The sequence below is a fragment of the Nonomuraea sp. NPDC050786 genome, from assembly GCF_040654115.1.
Classification (GTDB): Bacteria; Actinomycetota; Actinomycetes; order Streptosporangiales; family Streptosporangiaceae; genus Nonomuraea.
The window spans coordinates 547606-568384 of sequence record NZ_JBFAHJ010000001.1 but is presented as its reverse complement, the minus strand read 5'-3'; the positions used below and the strand labels follow the sequence as shown (position 1 = coordinate 568384).

At 69.0% G+C, this 20779-nt stretch carries 24 protein-coding genes; 21 read left to right on the top strand and 3 right to left on the bottom strand.

The window, feature by feature from the left end:
• Positions 1-11 precede the first annotated feature (11 nt).
• The 5 genes from AB0H84_RS02970 (at position 12) to ccsB (ending at position 4520) form a co-directional block, all read left to right on the top strand.
• Positions 12-650 carry a histidine phosphatase family protein gene (locus AB0H84_RS02970; protein WP_357597198.1) on the top strand — a complete coding sequence of 213 codons (639 nt, stop codon included), beginning with the start codon at positions 12-14 and terminating at the stop codon, positions 648-650.
• Between the two features lie 71 nt (positions 651-721).
• Complete coding sequence (locus AB0H84_RS02965) at positions 722-1288, top strand: TlpA disulfide reductase family protein (RefSeq protein WP_357597195.1); 567 nt, start codon at positions 722-724, stop codon at positions 1286-1288.
• Positions 1281-2003, top strand: coding sequence for a cytochrome c biogenesis protein CcdA (locus tag AB0H84_RS02960; protein ID WP_357597192.1), 723 nt, complete (start codon positions 1281-1283; stop codon positions 2001-2003). Before AB0H84_RS02965 ends, AB0H84_RS02960 begins: the two co-directional genes overlap by 8 nt.
• On the top strand, positions 2003-3562 hold the full coding sequence (locus AB0H84_RS02955; RefSeq protein ID WP_357597189.1) for a cytochrome c biogenesis protein ResB: 1560 nt from the start codon (positions 2003-2005) through the stop codon (positions 3560-3562). Before AB0H84_RS02960 ends, AB0H84_RS02955 begins: the two co-directional genes overlap by 1 nt.
• Complete coding sequence (gene ccsB, locus AB0H84_RS02950) at positions 3552-4520, top strand: c-type cytochrome biogenesis protein CcsB (RefSeq protein WP_357597187.1); 969 nt, start codon at positions 3552-3554, stop codon at positions 4518-4520. The genes AB0H84_RS02955 and ccsB overlap by 11 nt, the downstream gene beginning before the upstream one ends.
• Positions 4521-4525: 5 nt before the next feature.
• On the opposite strand, the gene AB0H84_RS02945 is transcribed toward ccsB, so the two are convergent.
• The gene (locus AB0H84_RS02945; protein ID WP_357597185.1) at positions 4526-4816 is read right to left on the bottom strand and encodes a PLD nuclease N-terminal domain-containing protein; all 291 of its coding nucleotides are present in this window, start codon (positions 4814-4816) and stop codon (positions 4526-4528) included.
• A 136-nt stretch (positions 4817-4952) separates the two neighbouring features.
• Between AB0H84_RS02945 and AB0H84_RS02940 the strand changes: the two genes are divergently transcribed.
• Both AB0H84_RS02940 and AB0H84_RS02935 read left to right on the top strand, forming a co-directional pair.
• On the top strand, positions 4953-5948 hold the full coding sequence (locus AB0H84_RS02940) for a hypothetical protein (RefSeq protein ID WP_357597182.1): 996 nt from the start codon (positions 4953-4955) through the stop codon (positions 5946-5948).
• 10 nt (positions 5949-5958) lie between these two features.
• On the top strand, positions 5959-6201 hold the full coding sequence (locus AB0H84_RS02935; RefSeq protein ID WP_357597179.1) for a hypothetical protein: 243 nt from the start codon (positions 5959-5961) through the stop codon (positions 6199-6201).
• 141 nt (positions 6202-6342) lie between these two features.
• Here AB0H84_RS02935 and AB0H84_RS02930 read toward each other — a convergent pair whose 3' ends face one another.
• Complete coding sequence (locus AB0H84_RS02930; RefSeq protein ID WP_026214226.1) at positions 6343-6564, bottom strand: BldC family transcriptional regulator; 222 nt, start codon at positions 6562-6564, stop codon at positions 6343-6345.
• A 257-nt stretch (positions 6565-6821) separates the two neighbouring features.
• Here AB0H84_RS02930 and AB0H84_RS02925 point away from each other — a divergent pair, with 257 nt between their 5' ends.
• Entirely contained in the window at positions 6822-7040 is a 219-nt protein-coding gene (locus AB0H84_RS02925) for a DUF4229 domain-containing protein (RefSeq protein ID WP_349452567.1), read from the top strand.
• Here the strand turns inward: AB0H84_RS02925 and AB0H84_RS02920 are convergent.
• Complete coding sequence (locus tag AB0H84_RS02920) at positions 7037-8242, bottom strand: hypothetical protein (protein ID WP_357597176.1); 1206 nt, start codon at positions 8240-8242, stop codon at positions 7037-7039. The genes AB0H84_RS02925 and AB0H84_RS02920 overlap by 4 nt on opposite strands.
• Before the next feature lie 98 nt (positions 8243-8340).
• Here AB0H84_RS02920 and AB0H84_RS02915 point away from each other — a divergent pair, with 98 nt between their 5' ends.
• From AB0H84_RS02915 to nuoK, 13 genes are all read left to right on the top strand, one after another.
• Positions 8341-9057 carry a demethylmenaquinone methyltransferase gene (locus AB0H84_RS02915; protein WP_357597173.1) on the top strand — a complete coding sequence of 239 codons (717 nt, stop codon included), beginning with the start codon at positions 8341-8343 and terminating at the stop codon, positions 9055-9057.
• A gap of 162 nt (positions 9058-9219) precedes the next feature.
• Positions 9220-10476, top strand: coding sequence for a geranylgeranyl reductase family protein (locus AB0H84_RS02910; RefSeq protein ID WP_357597171.1), 1257 nt, complete (start codon positions 9220-9222; stop codon positions 10474-10476).
• A 64-nt stretch (positions 10477-10540) separates the two neighbouring features.
• Positions 10541-10936: an NADH-quinone oxidoreductase subunit A gene (locus AB0H84_RS02905; RefSeq protein WP_357597168.1), complete on the top strand. Its 396-nt coding sequence runs from the start codon at positions 10541-10543 to the stop codon at positions 10934-10936.
• Between the two features lie 2 nt (positions 10937-10938).
• On the top strand, positions 10939-11490 hold the full coding sequence (locus AB0H84_RS02900) for an NADH-quinone oxidoreductase subunit B family protein (protein ID WP_344998582.1): 552 nt from the start codon (positions 10939-10941) through the stop codon (positions 11488-11490).
• A gap of 86 nt (positions 11491-11576) precedes the next feature.
• On the top strand, positions 11577-12182 hold the full coding sequence (locus tag AB0H84_RS02895) for an NADH-quinone oxidoreductase subunit C (protein ID WP_357597903.1): 606 nt from the start codon (positions 11577-11579) through the stop codon (positions 12180-12182).
• Positions 12179-13504, top strand: a complete 1326-nt coding sequence (locus tag AB0H84_RS02890; protein ID WP_357597165.1) for an NADH-quinone oxidoreductase subunit D — start codon at positions 12179-12181, stop codon at positions 13502-13504. The genes AB0H84_RS02895 and AB0H84_RS02890 overlap by 4 nt, the downstream gene beginning before the upstream one ends.
• The gene (gene nuoE, locus AB0H84_RS02885; RefSeq protein WP_357597162.1) at positions 13501-14157 is read left to right on the top strand and encodes an NADH-quinone oxidoreductase subunit NuoE; all 657 of its coding nucleotides are present in this window, start codon (positions 13501-13503) and stop codon (positions 14155-14157) included. Before AB0H84_RS02890 ends, nuoE begins: the two co-directional genes overlap by 4 nt.
• Positions 14154-15443, top strand: a complete 1290-nt coding sequence (nuoF, locus tag AB0H84_RS02880) for an NADH-quinone oxidoreductase subunit NuoF (protein WP_357597160.1) — start codon at positions 14154-14156, stop codon at positions 15441-15443. Before nuoE ends, nuoF begins: the two co-directional genes overlap by 4 nt.
• Positions 15440-17827, top strand: a complete 2388-nt coding sequence (locus tag AB0H84_RS02875) for an NADH-quinone oxidoreductase subunit G (protein WP_357597158.1) — start codon at positions 15440-15442, stop codon at positions 17825-17827. Before nuoF ends, AB0H84_RS02875 begins: the two co-directional genes overlap by 4 nt.
• Positions 17824-19125, top strand: coding sequence for an NADH-quinone oxidoreductase subunit NuoH (gene nuoH, locus AB0H84_RS02870; protein WP_357597155.1), 1302 nt, complete (start codon positions 17824-17826; stop codon positions 19123-19125). Before AB0H84_RS02875 ends, nuoH begins: the two co-directional genes overlap by 4 nt.
• Entirely contained in the window at positions 19112-19627 is a 516-nt protein-coding gene (gene nuoI, locus AB0H84_RS02865) for an NADH-quinone oxidoreductase subunit NuoI (RefSeq protein WP_357597153.1), read from the top strand. The genes nuoH and nuoI overlap by 14 nt, the downstream gene beginning before the upstream one ends.
• The gene (locus AB0H84_RS02860) at positions 19620-20432 is read left to right on the top strand and encodes an NADH-quinone oxidoreductase subunit J (protein ID WP_357597150.1); all 813 of its coding nucleotides are present in this window, start codon (positions 19620-19622) and stop codon (positions 20430-20432) included. The genes nuoI and AB0H84_RS02860 overlap by 8 nt, the downstream gene beginning before the upstream one ends.
• Positions 20429-20725 (top strand): NADH-quinone oxidoreductase subunit NuoK, encoded by a 297-nt coding sequence (gene nuoK / locus AB0H84_RS02855; protein ID WP_344998565.1) that lies wholly within the window; start codon positions 20429-20431, stop codon positions 20723-20725. The genes AB0H84_RS02860 and nuoK overlap by 4 nt, the downstream gene beginning before the upstream one ends.
• The last annotated feature ends 54 nt before the right edge of the window (positions 20726-20779 follow it).

The following is a 20779-nucleotide window of genomic DNA, read 5'->3' as shown; positions in this document are numbered from 1 at the left end:
CTGTGCCCACCATGGCTGAAACCACCGTCGTCCACCTGCTGCGCCACGGAGAGGTGCACAACCCCGCAGGCGTCCTGTACGGCCGGCTGCCCGGCTACCACCTGTCCGAGACGGGCCGGCTCATGGCCGAGACGGTCGCCAAGGCCGTGGGCGGCCGTGACATCGTCGCCCTCTACAGCTCGCCCCTGGAGCGCGCCCTGGAGACCGCGGCCCCGCTCGCCGACAAGCTCGGCCTCGGCATCGTCCAGGACGAGCGCCTGATCGAGGCGGGCAACATGCTTCAGGGCCGCCCGGTCGGCCAGGGCCTGGCGATCCTGCGAAACCCGCGCAACTACCGCTATTTCTGGAATCCGCTCCGCCCGTCCTGGGGCGAGCCGTACCCGTCCATCGTCCGGCGCATGAAGTCGATGATCGACGACGCCAGGGCCGAGGCACGCGGGCACGAGGCGGTGCTCGTCAGCCACCAGCTCCCCATCTGGACGATCAGGTCGGCCGCCGAGGGGCGCAGGCTCTGGCACGACCCGCGGCGCAGGCAGTGCGCGCTGGCCAGCATCACCACGTTCACCTTCGACGGCGACCGCCTGGTCAGCGTCGGCTACAGCGAGCCCGCGGGATCGCTCGAGACGGGCCCGTCCGTCCCTGGGGCCTGATGTCGGGAGCGCGCGGCCTCACCGGTAGAGTTGCAAGCTCTACCGGTTGTAGTACAAGGAGATCTTCCTCCGTGCGCGCCAAGTCCATCTTCCTCATTCTCCTGGGCCTGCTGGTCGCGGGCTGCGCCGGCAACCAGGGCGGCCAGCCGCAGGCGGGCGACACCCGGTTCGTCGCGGGCGACGGGAAGATGCAGGTGTTCGGCGCGAGCGAGCGCAAGCCGGCCCCGGCCGTCCAGGGGCCGACCCTCGACGGGGCCACCGCCTCGCTCGCCGCGCACAAGGGCAAGGTCGTGGTGCTCAACTTCTGGGCGTCGTGGTGCGGCCCGTGCCGCGCGGAGGCGCCGGTGCTCAAGGAGGTCGCGGCCCAGACCAAGAGCAGCGGCGTGCAGTTCATCGGCGTCGACTTCAAGGACCGCCAGGCCGACGCGCTGGCGTTCGAGCGCACCGAGAAGACCGGCTACCCGCACATCTTCGACCAGCCGGGCAAGGTGGCGCTGGCCTTCCAGGGCACGGTGCCGCCCGCGGCCATCCCGTCCACGCTGATCATCGACAAGCAGGGCAGGGTCGCCGCCAGGGCGCTCGGCGCGGTCAAATACACCGACCTGCTCAACACCGTGACCAAGGTGCGCGATGAGTGACGTCATCGCCTCGGGCTCGCTGCTGCTCGCCGTGCCGATCGCGGTGCTGGCCGGGGTGGTGTCGTTCCTGTCGCCGTGCGTGCTGCCGCTGGTGCCGGGCTACCTGTCGTACGTGACCGGCATGAGCACCGACGCCGGGCGGGGGCGGCTGGTGCTGGGCACGGTGCTGTTCGTGAGCGGGTTCGGGCTGGTGTTCGTGCTCAGCGGGGCGCTGTTCGGCGGCCTCGGCTCGGTCATGCTGGGCCACGCCGAGCTCATCACGCGGGTGCTCGGCGTGCTGACCATCCTGCTGGGGCTGGCGTTCCTGGGCGTCATCCCCGGGCTGATGCGTGACGTGCGCATCCACCGGGTGCCCTCCGCGGGCCTGGCGGGCGCGCCGCTGCTCGGGGTGGTGTTCGGGCTGGGGTGGACGCCGTGCATCGGGCCCACGCTCGCCGTCGTGCTGGCGCTCGGGCTCAACGAGGGCAGCGCCGCGCGGGGCGCCCTCCTGGCCGTCGCGTACGCCCTGGGCCTCGGGCTGCCGTTCGTGGGCGCGGCGCTCGCGTACAGCAAGGCCCTGCGCACGTTCCGGGCCATCCGCAAGCACTCGCGCCTGATCACCAGGATCGGCGGCGGCATGATGGTGGCCGTCGGAGTGCTCCTCGTGACGGGGCTGTGGGGACAGATGATCGCTGCCATGCAGGGTCTGATCGGCACCTTCGAGCCGGTGATCTGATGAGCGTCCAGGAGCTGCAGAAGGAGCAGGCGCCCAAGCAGGCCGGGTTCGGGCCGGTCGCCTGGCTGAGGTGGTGCTGGCGCACGCTCACCTCGATGAAGACGGCGCTGATCCTGCTGTTCCTGCTCGCGCTCGCCGCGGTGCCCGGCTCGCTCGTCCCGCAGCGCGGTGTCGACCCCGACAAGGTGGCCCGGCTCTATCAGCAGAGCCCCACGCTGGCCGAGTGGTACGACAGGTTCCAGCTCTTCGAGGTGTTCACCTCGGTCTGGTTCGCGGCGATCTACCTGCTGCTGTTCACCTCGCTGATCGGCTGCGTCGTCCCGCGCGCCGCGACATACGCGCGCGAGCTGCGCCGCAGGCCGCCGGACGCGCCCAGGCTCCTGTCGCGCCTGCCCCAGTCCGCCTCCTTCGAGGCCGACCTGGACGTCGAGGAGGCCGCGCGGCGGCTGCGCAGGCTGCGCTTCCGCGTCGTGACGGGCGACGGCTGGGTCTCCGCCGAGAAGGGCTACCTGCGCGAGACCGGCAACCTGCTCTTCCACGTCGCCCTGCTGGGCATCCTGCTCGCGGTCGGCTTCGGCTCCCTGTACGGCTACCGCGGCAACGTGCTGGTCGTGGAGGGCGACGGGTTCGCCAACACGGTGGCCGCCTACGACCGGTTCATCCCCGGCAGCCAGGTCTCGGCCGAGTCGCTGCAGCCGTTCTCCTTCCAGCTCACCGACTTCAAGGTCTCCTACCAGGTCACGGGCGACAAGAAGGGCCAGGCGCTCGACTACACCGCCCACCTGAAGGTCAACGACACGCCGGGCTCGCCCACCCGCGACTACGCCCTCAAGGTCAACGACCCGCTGGAGATCGACGGCACGCAGACCTACCTGATCGGCAACGGCTACGCCCCCGTCTTCAAGGTCACCGACGGCAAGGGGCAGGTGGCCTTCGAGGGGCCCGTGCCGTGCCTGATCGAGTCCAAGGCCACCATGACCTCGGGGTGCGTGGTCAAGGTGCCCGACGCGCAGCCGTCGCAGCTGGGGTTCCTGCTCCAGTTCCTGCCCACCAGCGTGCCGCTGACCAACGGCTCGTACGCCTCAGCCTTCCCCGGCGACCTCAATCCCGAGGTGCAGCTCATCGGGGCCTTCACCGGTGACCTCGGCCTGCGCTCCGGCCGCCCGCAGTCGGTCTACGAGCTGGCGCCGCCCGAGGTCCTGAAGAAGCTCACCCCGCTGGTCATGGGCAAGAACGTGCCCAAGCCGCTGGCGGTCGGGCAGTCGATCGACCTGCCGAAGGGCGCGGGCAAGCTGGAGTTCACCGGGGTCAAGCACTGGATCACGATCCAGACCGCCTACGACCCCGGCCGGGTGCCCGCGCTGATTGCCGCCGGCGCGGCGATCCTCGGCATCGCGCTGTCGTTGCAGATCCGCCGCCGCCGGGTGTTCGTACGGACCGGCAAGGGCGTGGTCGAGGTGGGCGGCCTGACCCGCACAGAGGGCTCCGCGGCGGGCTTCGCCGAGGAGTTCGCCGACATCGTCAAGGTTCTAGCAGCAGGAGAAAAGGATGTCCGCTGAGCAACTCGCCGGGCTGAGCGACCTTTTCGTCGTCGCCGCCGTCCTCCTCTACGTCTTCGCCATGGTCGCCTTCGCGATCGAGCTCGCCTTCGGGAAGGGCGTCGCCGACAAGTCGGCCGCCGCCGAGCGGGCTGAAGCCAAGCAGGCCGTGGCGGTCGGCGCCGGCGCCGGCGGCACGGTCGGGACGCTTCCCGGCGAAGGCGCCGCAGAAGCGGCAGCGCCCGCCGTCAAGGGTCCAGGGGCCGCCAGGGCCGGGATGGTGGCTCTCGTGCTCGCCTGGGTGGGCTGGGCGGCCCACCTCACCGCCATCGCCACCCGCGGCCTGGCCGTGGACCGGTGGCCGTGGGGCAACATGTACGAGTTCGTGGTGGCGATCTGCTTCGCCGCCGTGACGGCGTTCCTCGGCAGCCAGCTCCGCTACAACGTGCGCTTCCTCGGCGCCTTCGTGATGGTCGCGGCCGCCCTCGGCCTCGGCCTGGCGGTCAAGGTCTTCTACACGGCCGCGGGGCCCGTGGTGCCCGCGCTGAACTCGTACTGGATCGCCATCCACGTCACCGCCGCGATCATCGCGAGCGGACTCTTCACGATGGCCGGCGTCTCAGGCATCCTCTACCTGGTGCGCGGTGACGGGGTGTCCCGCCTGCCGTCCCGCGCCGACCTGGAGCGGGTGGCGCACCGGGCGATCGTGCTCGCGTTCCCGGTGTGGACGTTCGCGGTGATCGCGGGCGCGCTCTGGGCGGACCGGGCGTGGGGCCGCTACTGGGGCTGGGACCCCAAGGAGGTCTGGTCGTTCATCACCTGGGTGGCCTACGCCGCCTACCTGCACGCGAAGGTGACGGCCGGATGGCGGGGCAGGGCCGCGACGATCGTGCAGCTCGTGGCGTTCGCCTGCCTGCTGTTCAACCTGGTCGGCGTCAACATCTTCATCAGCGGCCTGCACAGCTACGCCGACGTCTGATCGGCTCAGGAGTCGTCGCCGCGCATGCGGCGGTCGAGGTCGCGCAGGAAGTCGGGGTCGTCGTCCGGCCCCTTCGGCACGCCCGGACCCGGGGGCACGGGGTGCGCGGCGCGCGGGGCCCGCGGCCGGCCGCGGGCCATCCAGACCAGGCCACCGAGGAGCGGGATCAGGACCACGATCAGGATCCACAGTGCTTTTGGTACGTTCCGGACCTCATCCTCCGGTGTGGTGACCACGTCGAACAGCGAGAAGAGCCAGAAGGCCAGCAGCGCCAGGCCGATCAGTACACCTGCCATTCCCGAACTGTAAGCCATCCGCGACGTGATCGTGCTTCCCGTTGTCCCCATTTCGGATGACTAGCGGAAGATCGGCGTCGTACCGTGGAAGCCGATGCGGCGGTCTCGCCGGACTTCACGGGCGTTGAGAGGTGCGATGGCCTTCATTAACGACAAGGGCCGGCACCGGCGCGGTCGTTGGTGGCGGCGCGGGTCATACCTCTTCTCGCGCAGGGGAGAGGCGCCGCCCGACGCCGAGCGCTCCTTCTGGTCCAACACCCGTGAGAAGCCCCAGGAGGCCCGCGCGGAGGCCAAGCCGCGCAAGGGCCGCGGGGCGGGCTCCGACGCGCCCAGCAGGCAGCCTGAGCGGATGGCGTGGCCCGGAGGGCCGGAGGGCCGCACGCCGGAGTCCGTCTGGGACGGGTTCGCGTTACGCGAACGCCGCGAGCGGCTGCCCGCCGCCGTGGTCGAGCGCCCCCGCTACACCTGGTACGACTTCGAGCTCGACGATCAGCCCAGGGCCCAGCCCAACCGGCCCGGCGCGCCGTCCATGGGCGACGGCCTGCGCCACTGCGGCAAGCTGGAGAGCATCCTGCACCGCCAGTGGGACGCGAGGCTGGGGCCGCCCTCCGCCGACCTCGTACGCGCCGTGGAGAGCCTCGCCAGGCTCCCCGACCGCCTCAAGGAGAAGCTCGCGGCCGGCCTGGAGGGCATTTACGTCGGCCGCGGCGGCGTCCCCGACCTCGACGACATGGGCTACTTACGCGGCGCCCCGCTCCCGTCGGGCCGCGCCACGTGGGACATCTGCGCCGGCGCGTACGGCGACCGCAAGATCGTCGTGGGCGACCGCCCCTCGCCCACCCCCGACGTGATGATGCACGAGGTCGGCCACGCCATCGACGACATCGACTCGCCCCACGGCGACTGGGTCTCCGACTCGCCGGAGTTCGTCCGCCTCTATGACGCGGCACTGCCGCTGCTGGCCTCCACCTTCCACCGCCAGGGAGGCGGGCTGGGCCGCAAGGAGTTCTTCGCCGACGCCTTCGCCGCCATCGCCTCCCGCCAGCGTCCGGCCCTCGTGGACATGCTCGGGGGAGACACGCGGATGGCGCTCGACATCATGCTCTTCTTCAACCGGCGCTACGGAATCTAGGTGATCGGACATGTACGTCATCCGGCTCGCGGACGGGACCCTGCGCGTGCCGCAGAGCCTGACCAGCGAAGACGGGCGTCTGATCGGGAACGCGTACGTGGAGGTGCAGCCTGACGACCCGGACTACGAGCAGTGGCTGCCCGAGGCGCTGACGGAGGAGGAGGCGGCCGAGCGCCGCAAGCGCTGGGAGGCGGAGAACGACGACCTCGAGCGGGAGTTCCTGGCGTTCAAGGCGGCGCAGGAAGAGACCTGATCGGGAAACCGGACAGGCGCCATCCACGATCGGCGGTTGGCGCCGCCCCATGCTTGCCCTGCGGAAGTGCAGCCGGGAAGCACTCGAACAGTGGGTTGCGCCGGCGGTGATCCTGCCCTCGCAGGACCACCGTCTGCACGGTCAGACGCGCGGGGACTCACCTGCCGGCCTGTCGGCCGTCAGAACGTCCTCGCCTCGGAGAAGGGCGTGCACTTCCGACTCGCGGAAGCGCCGGTGCCCTCCGGGGGTGCGGATACTGCTGATGCGGCCTGCCGCAGCCCAGCGTGTAACCGTCTTTGGGTCTACCCGGAAGAGGGCGGCAACCTCTCCTGGGGTCAGCAGACGCTCGCTGCTACTCTCCACCAATCTCTCCCCCTCGCATCCCGCTTCCTGCCAGCGGGCGGACAGGTAACCAGTGTGTCGAGCGAAGCCTGATTTATCCGTGGTTTTCTACAAAGATCACGGGTTGTTATCAGCTGACTGCCCGATTGTTATATGATAGAGCCTCTTTGGGGCTCTCGTGGGTGTTTCTTTACGAAACTCCCTGACTGGGAACAGTAGCAGCGCTCGCGTCCGATGCGAAGAGCGACCGGTCCACGGGTCCGAGTAACCTCGAACCTGTGCGTCCCGTTCTCGTTTACACCTTGTCGCGGATCGGCCTGTTTGCGGTGACCCTCGTGGTGCTCTTGCTGCTCGGCCTGCAAAACCCGCTGGTGCTGATCGTCGTGTCTTTCTTGATCAGCGGCATAGCCAGCTACGTCCTGCTCAGCAAGCAGCGCGACGCCATGAGCGAACGTATCAGCAACAAGATCGACCGGCCGAAGCCAGAGGACGACTAGGGCTGAGGGAACATGCCAATCCGGGCATGGTACTCCCGTCCGAGTCGGGTTGTGTCGCTACCGACAAGTAGTCCGCTGGGATGCGCGTAAAACGCCTTCACGCCGATGCCGCGCTCCCGCGTCGGATTCCAACTCAGGGCCTTACCCGTAGTCGGATGAATGGCTCCAATCCCGGGGCGTGACACCGCCCCGGGGCCGGCCGAGTCCCGGCCCTGCGGATTGTCCAGCCAGCGCTGATGCCCGCCGACGTAGACCGCCGCGCCCGTCACGCAAACCGCGTAGAGCGAGTCGCCTCCCGTGGCGTTGACCCAGGTGGGCTTGATGCGGGTGCCCGTCGCGTACGTCTCGAATCTAGCGGTCGTGTCGCACATGCCGCCCTTGGGGCCGCCCGTGGTGACGACCGCGAAATAGTGTCCGTCGGGCGAGAAATCCAGGCCGCGGACGTACGAGGGGAATGCCGCCATGCAGCGGGCCGCGTACGCGTCGGTCCGCCAGGGGGCGACCTTGGCCGTGGGGCCGCTGATGTCGATCAGCCCGAGCTGCGGCCTGGAGTGGCCGTCGAGCGTGGTGAACGAGCCGTCCACGGCGAGCCGGTAGCGGGTGGCGGCGATCGCGTAGACCTTGACGCTGTCGGCCAGCGGCCCGCCGGGCGTGATGCCGAACGCCGGGTCGGCCGCGCCCGTGGTCGCGTCGAGCTTGGCCAGCGCCGTGCGCGGGCTGATGAAGTCGCCGCCGACATAGAGCTTCGAGCCCTGCCTGACCACGGCGTTCACCATGCCCCCGGCGATGCGGGGCGCGAAGCCGGTCACCAGCGCGCCGTCGGAGAGTCTGAGCCTGGCCAGCGACGTGGCACCCGTGTCGTTGACGCCGGTGAACTCGCCGCCGACGTAGACAGTGCCGCCGTCGCCGGCGGCCAGGCCGTACACGGGGCCGGGGACGACCGGCGCGAAGTCCTGCAGGACGCGGCCGGTGGTCAGGTCGTAGGCGAAGAGGTTGGCGCGTGGGTAGGTGGTGGTGCGGGCGGCGTCGCTCACTTCGCTGAACGAGCCGCCGACCACGACGGTCCGGCCGACGACGGTGATGGCGTTGACGATGCCGTCGAGTACGTGCGGGGTGCTGTCGACCGGATCGGCGGAGACCACGCGTACGTGCGGCGTGGGGGCCGAGGCGAGGATCGCCGCAAGGGCGACACGGGCAAGCATTTGCCAATTGTTAGCACACGATGCGTAGTGCGGCGGATACTTTCTGTTGTATCGGTGCTCCATCGCTGGTGGACAAGGCCTCCCAATAGGCTTGGCCTATGACGCGCGCTCAATTGGACAAACAGCCGGGCGAGGTCGCCGCGATGTTCGATCGCACCGCCCGGCGCTACGACCTGGTCAACGACGTGATCTCCCTCGGGCAGGTCAGGCTCTGGCGCAAGGCGGTGGCCGCGGCCGTCGACGCGGGGCCGGGTGAGCTCGTGCTCGACCTGGGGGCGGGCACCGGCACGTCCACCGACGCGTTCACCACGCTCGGCGCGCGGGCCATCGCGTCCGACTTCTCGCTGGGCATGCTCCGCACCGGCGTGCGGCGCCACGGCGGCAACGCGCTGTCGGGCGACGGGGTGCCGTTCATCGCGGGCGACGCGCTGCGGCTGCCCTTCGCCGACGACGCCTTCGACGCCGTGACGATCTCGGTGGCGCTGCGCAACGTGCACGACACCTCGCAGGCGCTGCGCGAGATGCTCCGCGTGACCAGGCCCGGCGGTCGCCTGGTGGTGCTGGAGTTCTCGCACGTCGTCTTCGCGCCGTTCGATCTCGTCTATCGCGAATATCTGATGAGGCTGCTGCCAAAAGTGGCCAAGGTGTTCGGGTCCAATGACGATTCCTACGAATATCTGGCTGAGTCCATCCGGGATTGGCCCGACCAGCGCACGCTCGCCCGCACCATTCAGCGGGCCGGCTGGGAGCGGGTGGCGTGGCGCAATCTCACGATGGGGATCGTGGCACTGCACAGAGGGTTCAAGCCGGCGTGAGACCACACGCGACACGCCGTTCCACTTGGATCACGGAACGGCACCCCGACTGCCACTATGTACGGGAAAAGCAGTAGACTGCAGGCCGACAAGTTTGTGAAGGGGTTCACAAAGGAACGAAGGCGGCACACCCCCGAGGCCTTCGAAGGACAGGACAGTCCAGTGACGGTGCCAACAACCAGGCAGGCAGACGACGCCGACGTCATCGTCGTCGGCGCCGGTCCCGCAGGTTCCGCGACCGCCTTTTACCTCGCTCGATCCGGGCTCGACGTGCTGCTCCTGGAGAAGACCAGGTTCCCCCGCGAGAAGGTCTGCGGCGACGGGCTCACGCCGCGCGCGGTCAAGCAGCTGCTCAACATGGGCGTCGACATCGACGCTCCCGGCTGGGTGCGGAACAAGGGCCTGCGTGTCGTCGGCGGCGGCCAGCGCTTCGACCTCGACTGGCCCCAGCTCGAGCGCTTCCCCGACTTCGGCCTCGTACGCACCCGCCAGGACTTCGACCAGATCCTGGCCGCCAACGCGGTCAAGAACGGCGTGCGGATGATGGAGGGCGTCACCGTCACGGGGCCCGTCCTCGACGACCGCAGCGGCCACATCGTCGGCGTGACGACCAAGGACGGGCGCGAATACCGCAGCCGCCTGGTGGTCGCCGCCGACGGCAACAGCACGCGGCTGGCCGTGGGCATGGGGCTGCACAAGCGGGAAGACCGCCCGATGGGCGTGGCCGTGCGGACGTACTTCGAGAGCCCGCGTCACGACGACGACTACCTCGAGATCTGGCTCGAGCTGTGGGCCGAGGACAAGCTGCTGCCCGGCTACGGCTGGATCTTCGGCGTCGGCGACGGCACCGCCAACGTGGGGCTCGGGCTGCTCAACACGAGCGCGCAGTTCAAGAACATCGACTACCGCGACCTGCTGCGGACCTGGTGCAAGGCCATGCCCCCTGAGTGGGGGTTCACCGAGGAGAACATGACGGCCCCCATCCGCGGCGCCGCGCTCCCGATGGCCTTCAACCGGCAGCCGCACTACACGCGCGGCCTGGTGCTCGTGGGCGACTCCGGCGGGTCGATCAACCCGTTCAACGGTGAGGGCATCGCGTACGCGATGGAGACCGGCGAGATCGCCGCCGAGGTCATCGTGAAGGCACTCAAGGCCCCCACCCCCGCGCAGCGCGAACGGACCCTGCGCACCTATTCTCAGGTGTTGAAGGACGCCTACGGCGGATATTTCACGCTCGGCAGGTTGTTCGTCGAGGCAATTGGGAAGCCGGGTGTGATGAGCTTCGGCACCAGGCATGGGCTCCCTCACCCGAGGCTGATGCGCTTCGCCATCAAGCTCCTTGGTAATCTCACCGACCGGCGAGGCGATGCGTCCGACATGATCATTAACGCACTCTCAAAGGTCGCCCCACCAGCATGAACCTCAGAACTAACAGATCCGGCTGCGCGCCCGCGCGCGCGGCGACTCCAGAGGAGGCGTAGCGATGGACCTTTACGTGCCCATCCTGGTGCTCGCCGTTCTCGCGGGGGGCTTCGCGATCTTCTCGGTCGCCATCGCTCCCTTCACCGGTCCCAAGCGCTGGAACCGCGCCAAGCTCGACGCCTATGAATGCGGTATCGAGCCGACGCCCCAGCCTGTCGGTGGTGGACGGTTCCCGCTCAAATACATGATCACCGCGATGCTCTTCATCGTGTTCGACATCGAGATCATCTTCCTTTACCCGTGGGCGGTCTCGTTCGCGCCGCAGACGAACGACGCGGGCCAGGTGCTCACCTCGGGTCTGGGGCTGTTCGCGCTCGTGGAGATGCTGCTGTTCATCGTCACCGTGCTCGTGGCCTACGCGTACGTGTGGCGCCGCAAGGGTCTGGACTGGGACTGAAAATGGGACTTGAAGAGAAACTCCCCAGCGGGTTCATCCTCAGCACGGTCGAGGCGGCCGCCGGATGGGCGCGCAAGAACTCCGTGTGGCCGGCCACGTTCGGTCTCGCCTGTTGCGCCATCGAGCTGATGGCCACCGGTGGCCCCCACTACGACCTCGCGCGCTTCGGCATGGAGCGCGCTTCGGCGTCTCCCCGGCAGGCCGACCTGATGATCGTCGCCGGGCGCGTTTCGCAGAAGATGGCCCCCGTGCTGCGGCAGATCTACGACCAGATGGCCGAGCCGAAGTGGGTCATCTCCATGGGCGTGTGCGCCTCCAGCGGCGGCATGTTCAACAACTACGCGATCGTGCAGGGCGTCGACCACGTCGTGCCCGTCGACATCTACCTGCCGGGCTGCCCGCCGCGGCCCGAGATGCTGATCGACGCGATCGTGAAGCTGCATGACAAGATCCAGAACATGAAGTTCGGCGCGCACCGGGCCAAGCAGATCGAGGAGCTCGAGCTCCAGGCGCTGCGCCCGCTGCCGCTGATCGACCAGGGGGCAGTGAAGTGACCTCGCCCGACAACCTCCCCGAGGTCCCGGACGCGCAGGTGCCGGAGGCGCCGAAGGCGCAGGAGCCGCCGATCGCCCGGCGCGGCATGTTCGGCGCGCACGACTCCGGCGACACCTCCGGCTACGGCGGCCTCGTCGTCCGCCGGGCGCCGCAGATCTCGACGCCCCGCCCGTACGGGAGCTACTTCGACGAGATCGTCGACACCCTGGCGCTCGACGACGCGATCGAGCGCGTGGTCGTGGACCGCGGCGAGCTGACCCTGCACGTCAAGCGCGAGCGGCTGGTCGAGGTCTGCCAGAAGCTGCGCGACGACCCGGCGCTCCGCTTCGAGCTCTCGCTCGGCGTGTCCGGGGTGCACTACCCGCACCTGGCGGGCGAGGAGCTGCACGCGGTCATCCACCTGTGCTCGATCACCCACAACCGGCGCGTGCGCGTCGAGGCGAGCGCACCCGACGCCGACCCGCACATTCCATCGACTGTCAGCGTTTACCCTGGTCACGACTGGCATGAGCGCGAGACGTACGACTTCTTCGGGATCATCTTCGACGGTCACCCCGCGCTCACCCGGATCATGATGCCGGACGACTGGGAGGGACACCCCCAGCGGAAGGACTACCCGCTCGGCGGCATCCCGGTCGAATACCGGGGCGCCACCATCCCCTCGCCGGACCAGAGGAGGTCTTACTCGTGAGCACCGCTTATGACGAGGCGACCGAGGGCAAGGTCTACTCGGTCAACGGCGGCGACTGGGACGAGGTCGTCACCGGGGCGCGCGACACCGAAGAAGAGCGCCTGGTCGTCAACATGGGCCCGCAGCACCCGTCCACGCACGGCGTGCTCCGCCTGGTCCTGACGCTCGACGGTGAGACGGTGACCGAGGCGCGCGGCGTCATCGGCTACCTCCACACCGGCATCGAGAAGAACATGGAGTACCGGACGTGGACCCAGGGGACCACGTTCGTGACGCGCATGGACTACCTCTCGCCGATCTTCAACGAGACGGCGTACTGCCTGGGCGTGGAGAAGCTGCTCGGCATTGAGGACCGCATCCCGGACCGGGCGCAGGCCATCCGCGTGATGATGATGGAGCTCAACCGCATCTCCTCGCACCTGGTCGCGATGGGCACGTTCGGCATGGAGCTGGGCGCGACCACGCCGTTCCTCTTCGGGTACCGTGACCGCGAGATGATCATGGACCTGTTCGAGTACATCACGGGTCTGCGCATGAACCACGCCTACATCCGGCCGGGCGGCGTGAGCGTCGACCTGCCCGCGGGCGCGGTCGACAAGGTCGGCGAGTTCCTCAAGGAGATGCCCAAGCGGATCAAGGACATCCGCAAGCTCCTCGACGAGAACCCGGTCTACGTGCGCCGCACCAAGGACGTGGCCTACCTCGACCTGACCGGCTGCATGGCCCTGGGCATCACCGGGCCGATCCTGCGCGCCGCCGGTCTGCCGTGGGACCTGCGCAAGTCGCAGCCGTACTGCGGCTACGAGACGTACGAGTTCGACGTCGCCACCGAGCGTGGCAGTGACGTCTACTCGCGCTACCTCGTGCGCATGAAGGAGATGGAAGAGTCCCTCAAGATCGTCGAGCAGGCCCTCGACCGCATCGCCGGTCCGCTCAAGGGCGACCCGGTGATGATCGAGGACAAGAAGATCGGCTGGCCCGCGCAGCTCGCGCTGGGCCCTGACGGGTTCGGCAACTCGCCCGACCACATCGCCCACATCATGGGCACCTCGATGGAGGCGCTCATCCACCACTTCAAGCTGGTGACCGAGGGCTTCCGGGTCCCGGCCGGGCAGGCGTACGCCAGCATCGAGTCGCCCAAGGGCGAGCTCGGCGCCCACGTGGTCAGCGACGGCGGCACCCGCCCCTACCGCGTGCACTTCCGCGAGCCGTCCTTCTGCAACCTGCAGGGCTTCCCCGCGATGGCGGAGGGCGGCCAGGTCGCCGACGTGATCGCCGCGGTGGCTTCTATCGACCCCGTCATGGGAGGTGTGGACCGGTGACATATTCACCGGAAATCCGTGAGCGTCTCGAAAGGGACGCCAAGGAGATCATCGGGCGCTACCCGAAGACGCGGTCGGCGCTGCTGCCGCTGCTCCACCTCGTGCAGTCGGAGGACGGCTACGTCTCCGACGACGGGCAGGAGTTCTGCGCGGAGATGCTCGGCATCAGCAAGGCCGAGGTCACGGGCGTCGCGACCTTCTACACCATGTACAAGCGCAAGCCCGCCGGCGACTATCACGTCGGCGTGTGCATCAACGCGCTGTGCGCGGTCATGGGCGGCGACCAGATCTGGGAGGAGCTGTCGGAGCACGTCGGCGTCGGCCACGACGAGGCGACCCCGGACGGCAAGATCTCGCTGGAGCGCCTCGAGTGCAACGCGGCCTGCGACTTCGCCCCGGTCATGATGGTCAACTGGGAGTTCTTCGACAACCAGACCCCCGAGTCGGCCAAGCAGCTCGTCGACGACCTGCGTGACGGCAAGGAGGTGCGGCCGACCCGCGGTCCGAAGAAGCTGTGCACCTTCAAGGAGGCCTCGCGCGTGCTCTCCGGCCTGCCCGACGACCTGGCGGGCGACGGCCCGTCGGCCGCCGGCGCCTCACTCGAGGGCCTGAAGGTCGCCAAGGCCAATGGATGGAAGGCCCCCGAGGCATGAGCACGACTTTGACTCCGGTCCTGACAGCGAACTGGGACCAGCCCAACTCCTTCACCCTCGACGTCTACGGCGAGTACGAGGCGGCGAAGAAGGCCCTGGGCATGGAGCCCGACGCCGTCATCCAGGCCGTCAAGGACTCCGGCCTGCGCGGCCGCGGCGGTGCGGGCTTCCCCACCGGCATGAAGTGGGGCTTCATCCCGCAGGGCGACGGCAAGCCGCACTATCTCGTCGTCAACGCCGACGAGTCGGAGCCGGGCACCTGCAAGGACATCCCGCTGATGATGGCCAACCCGCACGCGCTGGTCGAGGGCATCATCATCACGTCCTACGCGATCCGGGCCAACCACGCCTTCATCTACGTGCGCGGCGAGGTGCTCCACGTCATCCGGCGGCTGCACGCGGCCGTGCGGGAGGCGTACGAGAAGGGCTACCTGGGCGCCGACATCTTCGGCTCCGGCTTCGACCTCGAGCTGGTCGTGCACAGCGGCGCGGGCGCCTACATCTGCGGCGAGGAGACGGCGCTGCTCGACTCGCTCGAAGGCTTCAGAGGTCAACCGCGACTCAAGCCCCCGTTCCCCGCCGTGGCGGGCCTGTACGCCTCGCCTACTGTGGTGAACAACGTCGAGTCGATCGCCAGTGTTCCCTCCATCATCGCCAACGGCGCCGACTGGTTCGCCGGGATGGGCACGGAGAAGTCCAAGGGCTTCGGCATCTTCTCGCTGAGCGGCCACGTCACCAGGCCCGGCCAGTACGAGGCGCCGCTCGGCATCACGCTGCGCGAGCTCCTCGACATGGCGGGCGGCATCAGGGCCGGCCACCAGATCAAGTTCTGGACGCCGGGCGGATCGTCCACGCCGATCTTCACCGACGAGCACCTCGACGTGCCGCTCGACTTCGAGGCGGTCGGCGCCAAGGGCTCCATGCTCGGCACCCGCGCCCTGCAGATCTTCGACGAGACCACCTGCGTGGTCCGCACGGTGCTGCGCTGGACCGAGTTCTACGCCCACGAGTCCTGCGGCAAGTGCACGCCCTGCCGCGAGGGCACGTACTGGCTCAAGCAGGTGCTCAAGCGCCTGGAGAAGGGCCAGGGCACCGAGGACGACCTGACCACGATCACCGACATCGCGGACAACATCCTGGGCCGGTCGTTCTGCGCCCTGGGCGACGGCGCGACCAGCCCGATCCACTCCTCCGTGAAGTACTTCCGCGACGAGTACCTCAAGCACTTCGAGATCGGCGGCTGTCCGTTCGACCCGAAGAAGTCCACTCTCTGGGGTGAGCAGTGACAGTCGTAGAGACCGAGACGAACCTGGTGACCCTGACCATCGACGGGTTCCAGGTCAGTGTCCCCAAGGGCACGTTGATCATCAGGGCAGCCGAGCTGCTGGGCATCCAGATCCCCAGGTTCTGCGACCACCCGCTGCTCGACCCGGCGGCCAACTGCCGCCAGTGCCTCGTCGACATCCCCGACGCGGGCAACGGCCGCGGCTTCCCCAAGCCGCAGCCGTCGTGCGCGATCGAGGTGGCCGAGGGCATGGTCGTGCAGACGCAGCTCACCTCGCCGGTCGCCGAGAAGGCGCAGCGGTCGGCGATGGAGTTCCTGCTGCTGAACCACCCGCTCGACTGCCCGGTCTGCGACAAGGGCGGCGAGTGCCCCCTGCAGAACCAGGCCATGTCGAACGGCCGCGGCGAGTCCCGGTTCCAGGAGCAGAAGCGGACCTTCCCCAAGCCGCTGCCGCTGTCCACGCAGGTGCTGCTCGACCGCGAGCGCTGCGTCCAGTGCGCCCGGTGCATCCGCTTCTCCGACCAGATCGCCGGTGACCCGCTCATCGAGTTCTTCGAGCGCGGGGCCAAGGAGCAGGTGCGGACCGCCGACGGCAAGCCGTTCAACTCCTACTTCTCCGGCAACACGGTGCAGATCTGCCCGGTCGGCGCGCTGACCGGCGCCGCCTACCGGTTCCGGGCCCGCCCCTTCGACCTGGTCTCCACGCCGAGCGCGTGCGAGCACTGCGCCTCCGGCTGCGCCCAGCGCACCGACCACCGGCGCGGCCGCGTCACCCGCCGCCTGGCGGGCAACGACCCGCAGGTCAACGAGGAGTGGAACTGCGACAAGGGCCGCTGGGCCTTCACCTACGCCCAGCAGCCCGACCGGCTCAAGACGCCGCTGATCCGCAACGAGGAGGGCGTGCTGGTGCCGGCCTCGTGGCCGGAGGCGCTCGCGGTGGCCGCCGAGGGCCTGGCCAAGGCGCGCGGTAAGGCCGGCGTGCTGGTCGGCGGCCGGGTCACGGTCGAGGACGCGTACGCGTACGCCAAGTTCGCCCGGATCGCCCTGCACAGCAACGACATCGACTTCCGCGCCAGGCCGCACTCCGTGGAGGAGGCGCAGTTCCTGGCCCACGCGGTGGCCGGCAAGGGCATCGAGATCAGCTACAGCGACCTCGAGAACGCCCCCCACGTGCTGCTCGTCGGGTTCGAGCCCGAGGACGAGTCGCCGATCGTCTTCCTGCGCCTGCGCAAGGCGTGGATGAAGAAGGGGCTCAAGGTCACCTCGATCGCCCCGTTCGCCTCGCTCGGGCTGGAGAAGATGGGCGGCACGCTCATCCGCACCGCGCCGGGCGGCGAGGCCGACGCCATCGGCGAGCTGGTCGGAAAGCTGGCCGAGGGCACGATCGTGCTCGCGGGCGAGCGCCTCGCCACCGTGCCGGGCGCCCTGTCCGCCCTCGTACGGCTCGCCAACGCCTCCGACGCCCGGATCGCCTGGATCCCGCGCCGGGCCGGCGAGCGCGGCGCCATCGAGGCCGGCGCGCTGCCCAACCTGCTGCCGATCGGCCGCCCGGTCGACGACGAGAGCGCCAGGGCCGAGGTCGCCAGGGCGTGGGACGTGACCTCGCTGCCCGCCACGCCGGGCCGCGACACCTCCGCCATCCTGGCGGCCGCCCGCGCCGGCGAGCTGGAGGCTCTGGTCGTGGGCGGCGTCGACCCCTACGACCTGGCCGACCCGGCCGCGGCGCTCGACGCGCTCGAGCACACGCCGTTCATCGTCAGCCTGGAGATCCGCGCCAGCGCCGTCACCGACCGCGCCGACGTGGTGCTGCCCGTCGCTTCCGTCCAGGAGAAGAGCGGCACGTTCGTCAACTGGGAGGGCCGGGGCCGCTCGTTCGAGGCGCCGCTCAAGGTGCCGGGGCTGCTCTCCGACCTCGCCGTGATCGGCAACCTGGCCGACCGGATGGACGTCCACCTGGGCCTGCCGGACGCCAAGGCCGTGCGGCGCGAGCTGTCCGGCCTGGGAGCGTGGCGCGGCACCCGCGTCGCCGCCCCGTACACCGCCACCCGCGCCCAGGCCGCCCCGGCGGCCGGCGAGGCGCTGCTGGCGACCTGGCACCTGCTGCTCGACGAGGGCAGGCTGCAGGACGGCGAGCCGTACCTCGCGGGCACCGCCCGCGCCGCCGAAGCACTGGTCTCCGAGAGCACGGCAGCCGAGCTCGGCGTCGTCGACGGCGACAAGCTCGTCGTCGGCGGCCCAGGAGCCGACACTGTGACGCTGCCCGTGCGCGTCGCGGACCTGCCGGACCGCGTGGTCTGGGTGCCCACGAACTCCGGCGGCTGCTCGGTCACGCGCGACCTGCGCGCGGTGGCCGGCGACATCGTCACGATCGGGAGCGCCTCATGACCCACGTTCTCGCGGCCGATCCCACCCTTGCCGACTTCGGCAAGGACCCGCTGTGGATCACGATCATCAAGGCCGTGCTGATCTTCGTCTTCCTGATGCTGGGCATCCTGTTCGGCGTCTGGTTCGAGCGGAAGCTCATCTCCAGGATGCAGAACCGCTACGGCCCCAACCGGGCCGGCAAGTTCGGCCTCCTGCAGTCGGTCGCCGACGGCCTGAAGATGGGCCTGAAGGAGGACCTCTTCCCGCGGACCGTGGACAAGGTGCTCTACCTGCTGGCGCCGGTCATCATGGTGGTGCCGGCGTTCCTAGCCTTTTCGATCGTGCCGTTCGCGCCGATGGTCAACCTGTTCGGCGTGCGCACGCCGCTGCAGCTGGTGGACCTGCCGGTGGCGGTGCTGTTCATGCTGGCCATGGGTGCCGTGTCGGTCTACGGCGTGGTGCTGGCCGGATGGTCGTCGCGCTCGCCGTACGCGCTGCTGGGCGGTCTGCGGTCGGCGGCTCAGGTGGTCTCGTACGAGATCGCCATGGGCCTGTCGTTCGTGGCCATCTTCCTGTTCGCCGGGACGCTGTCCACCTCGGAGATCGTCAAGGCGCAGGGCGACACCTGGTTCGTCTTCCTGCTGATCCCGTCGTTCCTGGTCTACGTGATCTGCATGTTCGGCGAGGCCGCGCGCATCCCGTTCGACCTGCCCGAGGGCGAGGGCGAGCTGGTCGGCGGCTTCCAGACCGAGTACTCCTCGTCGCTGAAGTTCGCGCTGATCATGATGGGCGAGTACCTGCACACCTTCACCGCCTCCGGCATCGCCGTGACGCTGTTCCTCGGCGGCTGGCGGGCGCCGATCCCGATCTCCTGGTGGGACGGCGCGAACCAGGGCTACTGGCCGGTGCTGTGGTTCCTCATCAAGTTCGTGCTGACCTTCAGCTTCATCATCTGGGTACGGGCCTCGCTGCCGCGCGTGCGTTACGACCAGCTGATGTCGCTGGGCTGGAAGGTGCTGATCCCGGTCAACCTGGCGTGGATCCTGATCGTGGCCGGCGTACGCGGCGTGGTGATCAACAAGGACGCCCGGATGATCGCCCTCGGGATCACCGCGGTCATCGTGATCGGGGCGCTGGCCATCTGGATGCGGTTCGACACCGTCAACCAGCGGCGCAAGGAAGCCAGAAAGGCCCAGGTCGAGGCCGAGTTCCAGGAACTGTCCGAAGAGCCTACGGCCGGCGGCTTCCCGGTGCCGCCGCTCGATCTGCCGCACTACCACGGGGTGCAGCACAAGGAGATTCCCAGTGGGACTAACTGATTGGCTGAACCCCGTCAAGGGCTTCGGGGTCACCTTCCACACCATGTTCAAGAAGCCCGTCACGGTGAACTACCCGGAGGAGAAGCGGCCGACGGCCCCTCGCTTCCACGGGCGTCACCAGCTCAACCGCTGGCCCGACGGGCTGGAGAAGTGCGTCGGGTGCGAGTTGTGCGCCTGGGCGTGTCCGGCCGACGCGATCTACGTCGAGGGCGCGGACAACACCGAGGAGGAGCGCTTCTCGCCGGGCGAGCGTTACGGGCGCACGTACCAGATCAACTATCTGCGGTGCATCCTGTGCGGCCTGTGCATCGAGGCCTGCCCGACCCGCGCGCTCACCATGACGAACGAGTACGAGCTCGCCGACACCACGCGTGAGAGCCTCATCTACACCAAGGAGATGCTCCTCGCGCCCCTGACCCCGGGCATGGAGCAGCCGCCGCACCCCATGCGGCTCGGTGAGACCGAAGAGGACTACTACCGGCTGGGGCGGACCAATGGGTGAGACCGTCACGTTCTGGGTCCTCGCCGTCGTCTCCGTCGGCGCGGCACTCGGCATGGTCTTCAACAGGAAGGCCGTGTACTCCGCGCTGATGCTCGGCACGGTGATGCTCTGCCTCGCGGTCCTGTACGCCGTGCAGGACGCGCCCTTCCTGGCCGCGGTGCAGATCATCGTCTACACCGGCGCGATCATGATGCTCTTCCTGTTCGTGCTCATGCTGGTGGGCGTCGACTCCTCCGACTCCCTCGTCGAGACGCTGAAGGGCCAGCGCTTCTGGGCGGCCATCGCGGCCGTCGGCTTCGTGGTCCTGATCGTCCTGGCCATCGGCAACGCGATGTTCGCCGACCAGGCCGGGCTGGCGCAGGCCACGGCGCAGGGCGGCTACATCCGCTCGATCGCGCTGCAGCTGTTCACCAGGTACGTGTTCGCGTTCGAGATCACCTCGGCGCTGCTGATCACGGCGGCGCTGGGCGCGATGGTGCTGGCGCACCGCGAGCGGCTCACCGACAAGCCCACGCAGAAGGACCTGTCCCGCGCCCGGTTCCTCGGCGACCGCCCGTCGCCGCTGCCGGGCCCCGGCACCTACGCCAGGAGCAACGCCATCGACATGCCGGCGCTGCTGCCCGACGGGACGGCCGCCGAGTCCTCGGTCAACCGCTACATCGCGCGCTACGACGTCGAGCACGGCCACCTGCCCGAGGACCCGAGGCTCGCCGAGGCCATCCAGCACACGGCCGAGGAGGACGCCGACGAACGCGGCAGCATCGAGCCGCGCGGCGTCGAGCAGAACAATGAGGTGACCAAGTGACGACGCACTACCTCGTACTGTCCGGCCTGCTGTTCGGCATCGGCGCCCTGGGCGTGCTGATCAGGCGTAACGCGATCGTGGTGTTCATGTGCGTGGAGCTCATGCTCAACGCCTGCAACCTCGCGTTCGTCACCTTCTCCAGGCAGGTCGGCAACCTGGAAGGCCAGATCATCGCGTTCTTCGTGATGGTGGTGGCCGCGGCCGAGGTCGTGGTCGGCCTGGCCATCATCGTGACGATCTTCCGAACCCGCAGGTCCGCGTCGGTCGACGACGCGAACCTGCTGAAGTACTAAGAGGTGACTGGTGGAATCTCATGTTGCTGAGATCGTCCAGCACACCGGCGGGGT

Coding starts and splice junctions, on each gene's coding strand:
- AB0H84_RS02970 (WP_357597198.1), top strand. CDS start 12: ATGGCTGAAACCACCGTCGTCCACCTGCTGCGCCACGGAGAGGTGCAC.
- AB0H84_RS02940 (WP_357597182.1), top strand. CDS start 4,953: ATGGCCTTCATTAACGACAAGGGCCGGCACCGGCGCGGTCGTTGGTGG.
- AB0H84_RS02860 (WP_357597150.1), top strand. CDS start 19,620: ATGGGTGAGACCGTCACGTTCTGGGTCCTCGCCGTCGTCTCCGTCGGC.
- AB0H84_RS02905 (WP_357597168.1), top strand. CDS start 10,541: ATGGACCTTTACGTGCCCATCCTGGTGCTCGCCGTTCTCGCGGGGGGC.
- ccsB (WP_357597187.1), top strand. CDS start 3,552: ATGTCCGCTGAGCAACTCGCCGGGCTGAGCGACCTTTTCGTCGTCGCC.
- AB0H84_RS02895 (WP_357597903.1), top strand. CDS start 11,577: ATGTTCGGCGCGCACGACTCCGGCGACACCTCCGGCTACGGCGGCCTC.
- AB0H84_RS02920 (WP_357597176.1), bottom strand. CDS start 8,242: ATGCTTGCCCGTGTCGCCCTTGCGGCGATCCTCGCCTCGGCCCCCACG.
- AB0H84_RS02945 (WP_357597185.1), bottom strand. CDS start 4,816: ATGGCAGGTGTACTGATCGGCCTGGCGCTGCTGGCCTTCTGGCTCTTC.
- AB0H84_RS02935 (WP_357597179.1), top strand. CDS start 5,959: ATGTACGTCATCCGGCTCGCGGACGGGACCCTGCGCGTGCCGCAGAGC.
- AB0H84_RS02955 (WP_357597189.1), top strand. CDS start 2,003: ATGAGCGTCCAGGAGCTGCAGAAGGAGCAGGCGCCCAAGCAGGCCGGG.
- nuoH (WP_357597155.1), top strand. CDS start 17,824: ATGACCCACGTTCTCGCGGCCGATCCCACCCTTGCCGACTTCGGCAAG.
- AB0H84_RS02915 (WP_357597173.1), top strand. CDS start 8,341: ATGACGCGCGCTCAATTGGACAAACAGCCGGGCGAGGTCGCCGCGATG.
- AB0H84_RS02900 (WP_344998582.1), top strand. CDS start 10,939: ATGGGACTTGAAGAGAAACTCCCCAGCGGGTTCATCCTCAGCACGGTC.
- nuoF (WP_357597160.1), top strand. CDS start 14,154: ATGAGCACGACTTTGACTCCGGTCCTGACAGCGAACTGGGACCAGCCC.
- AB0H84_RS02960 (WP_357597192.1), top strand. CDS start 1,281: ATGAGTGACGTCATCGCCTCGGGCTCGCTGCTGCTCGCCGTGCCGATC.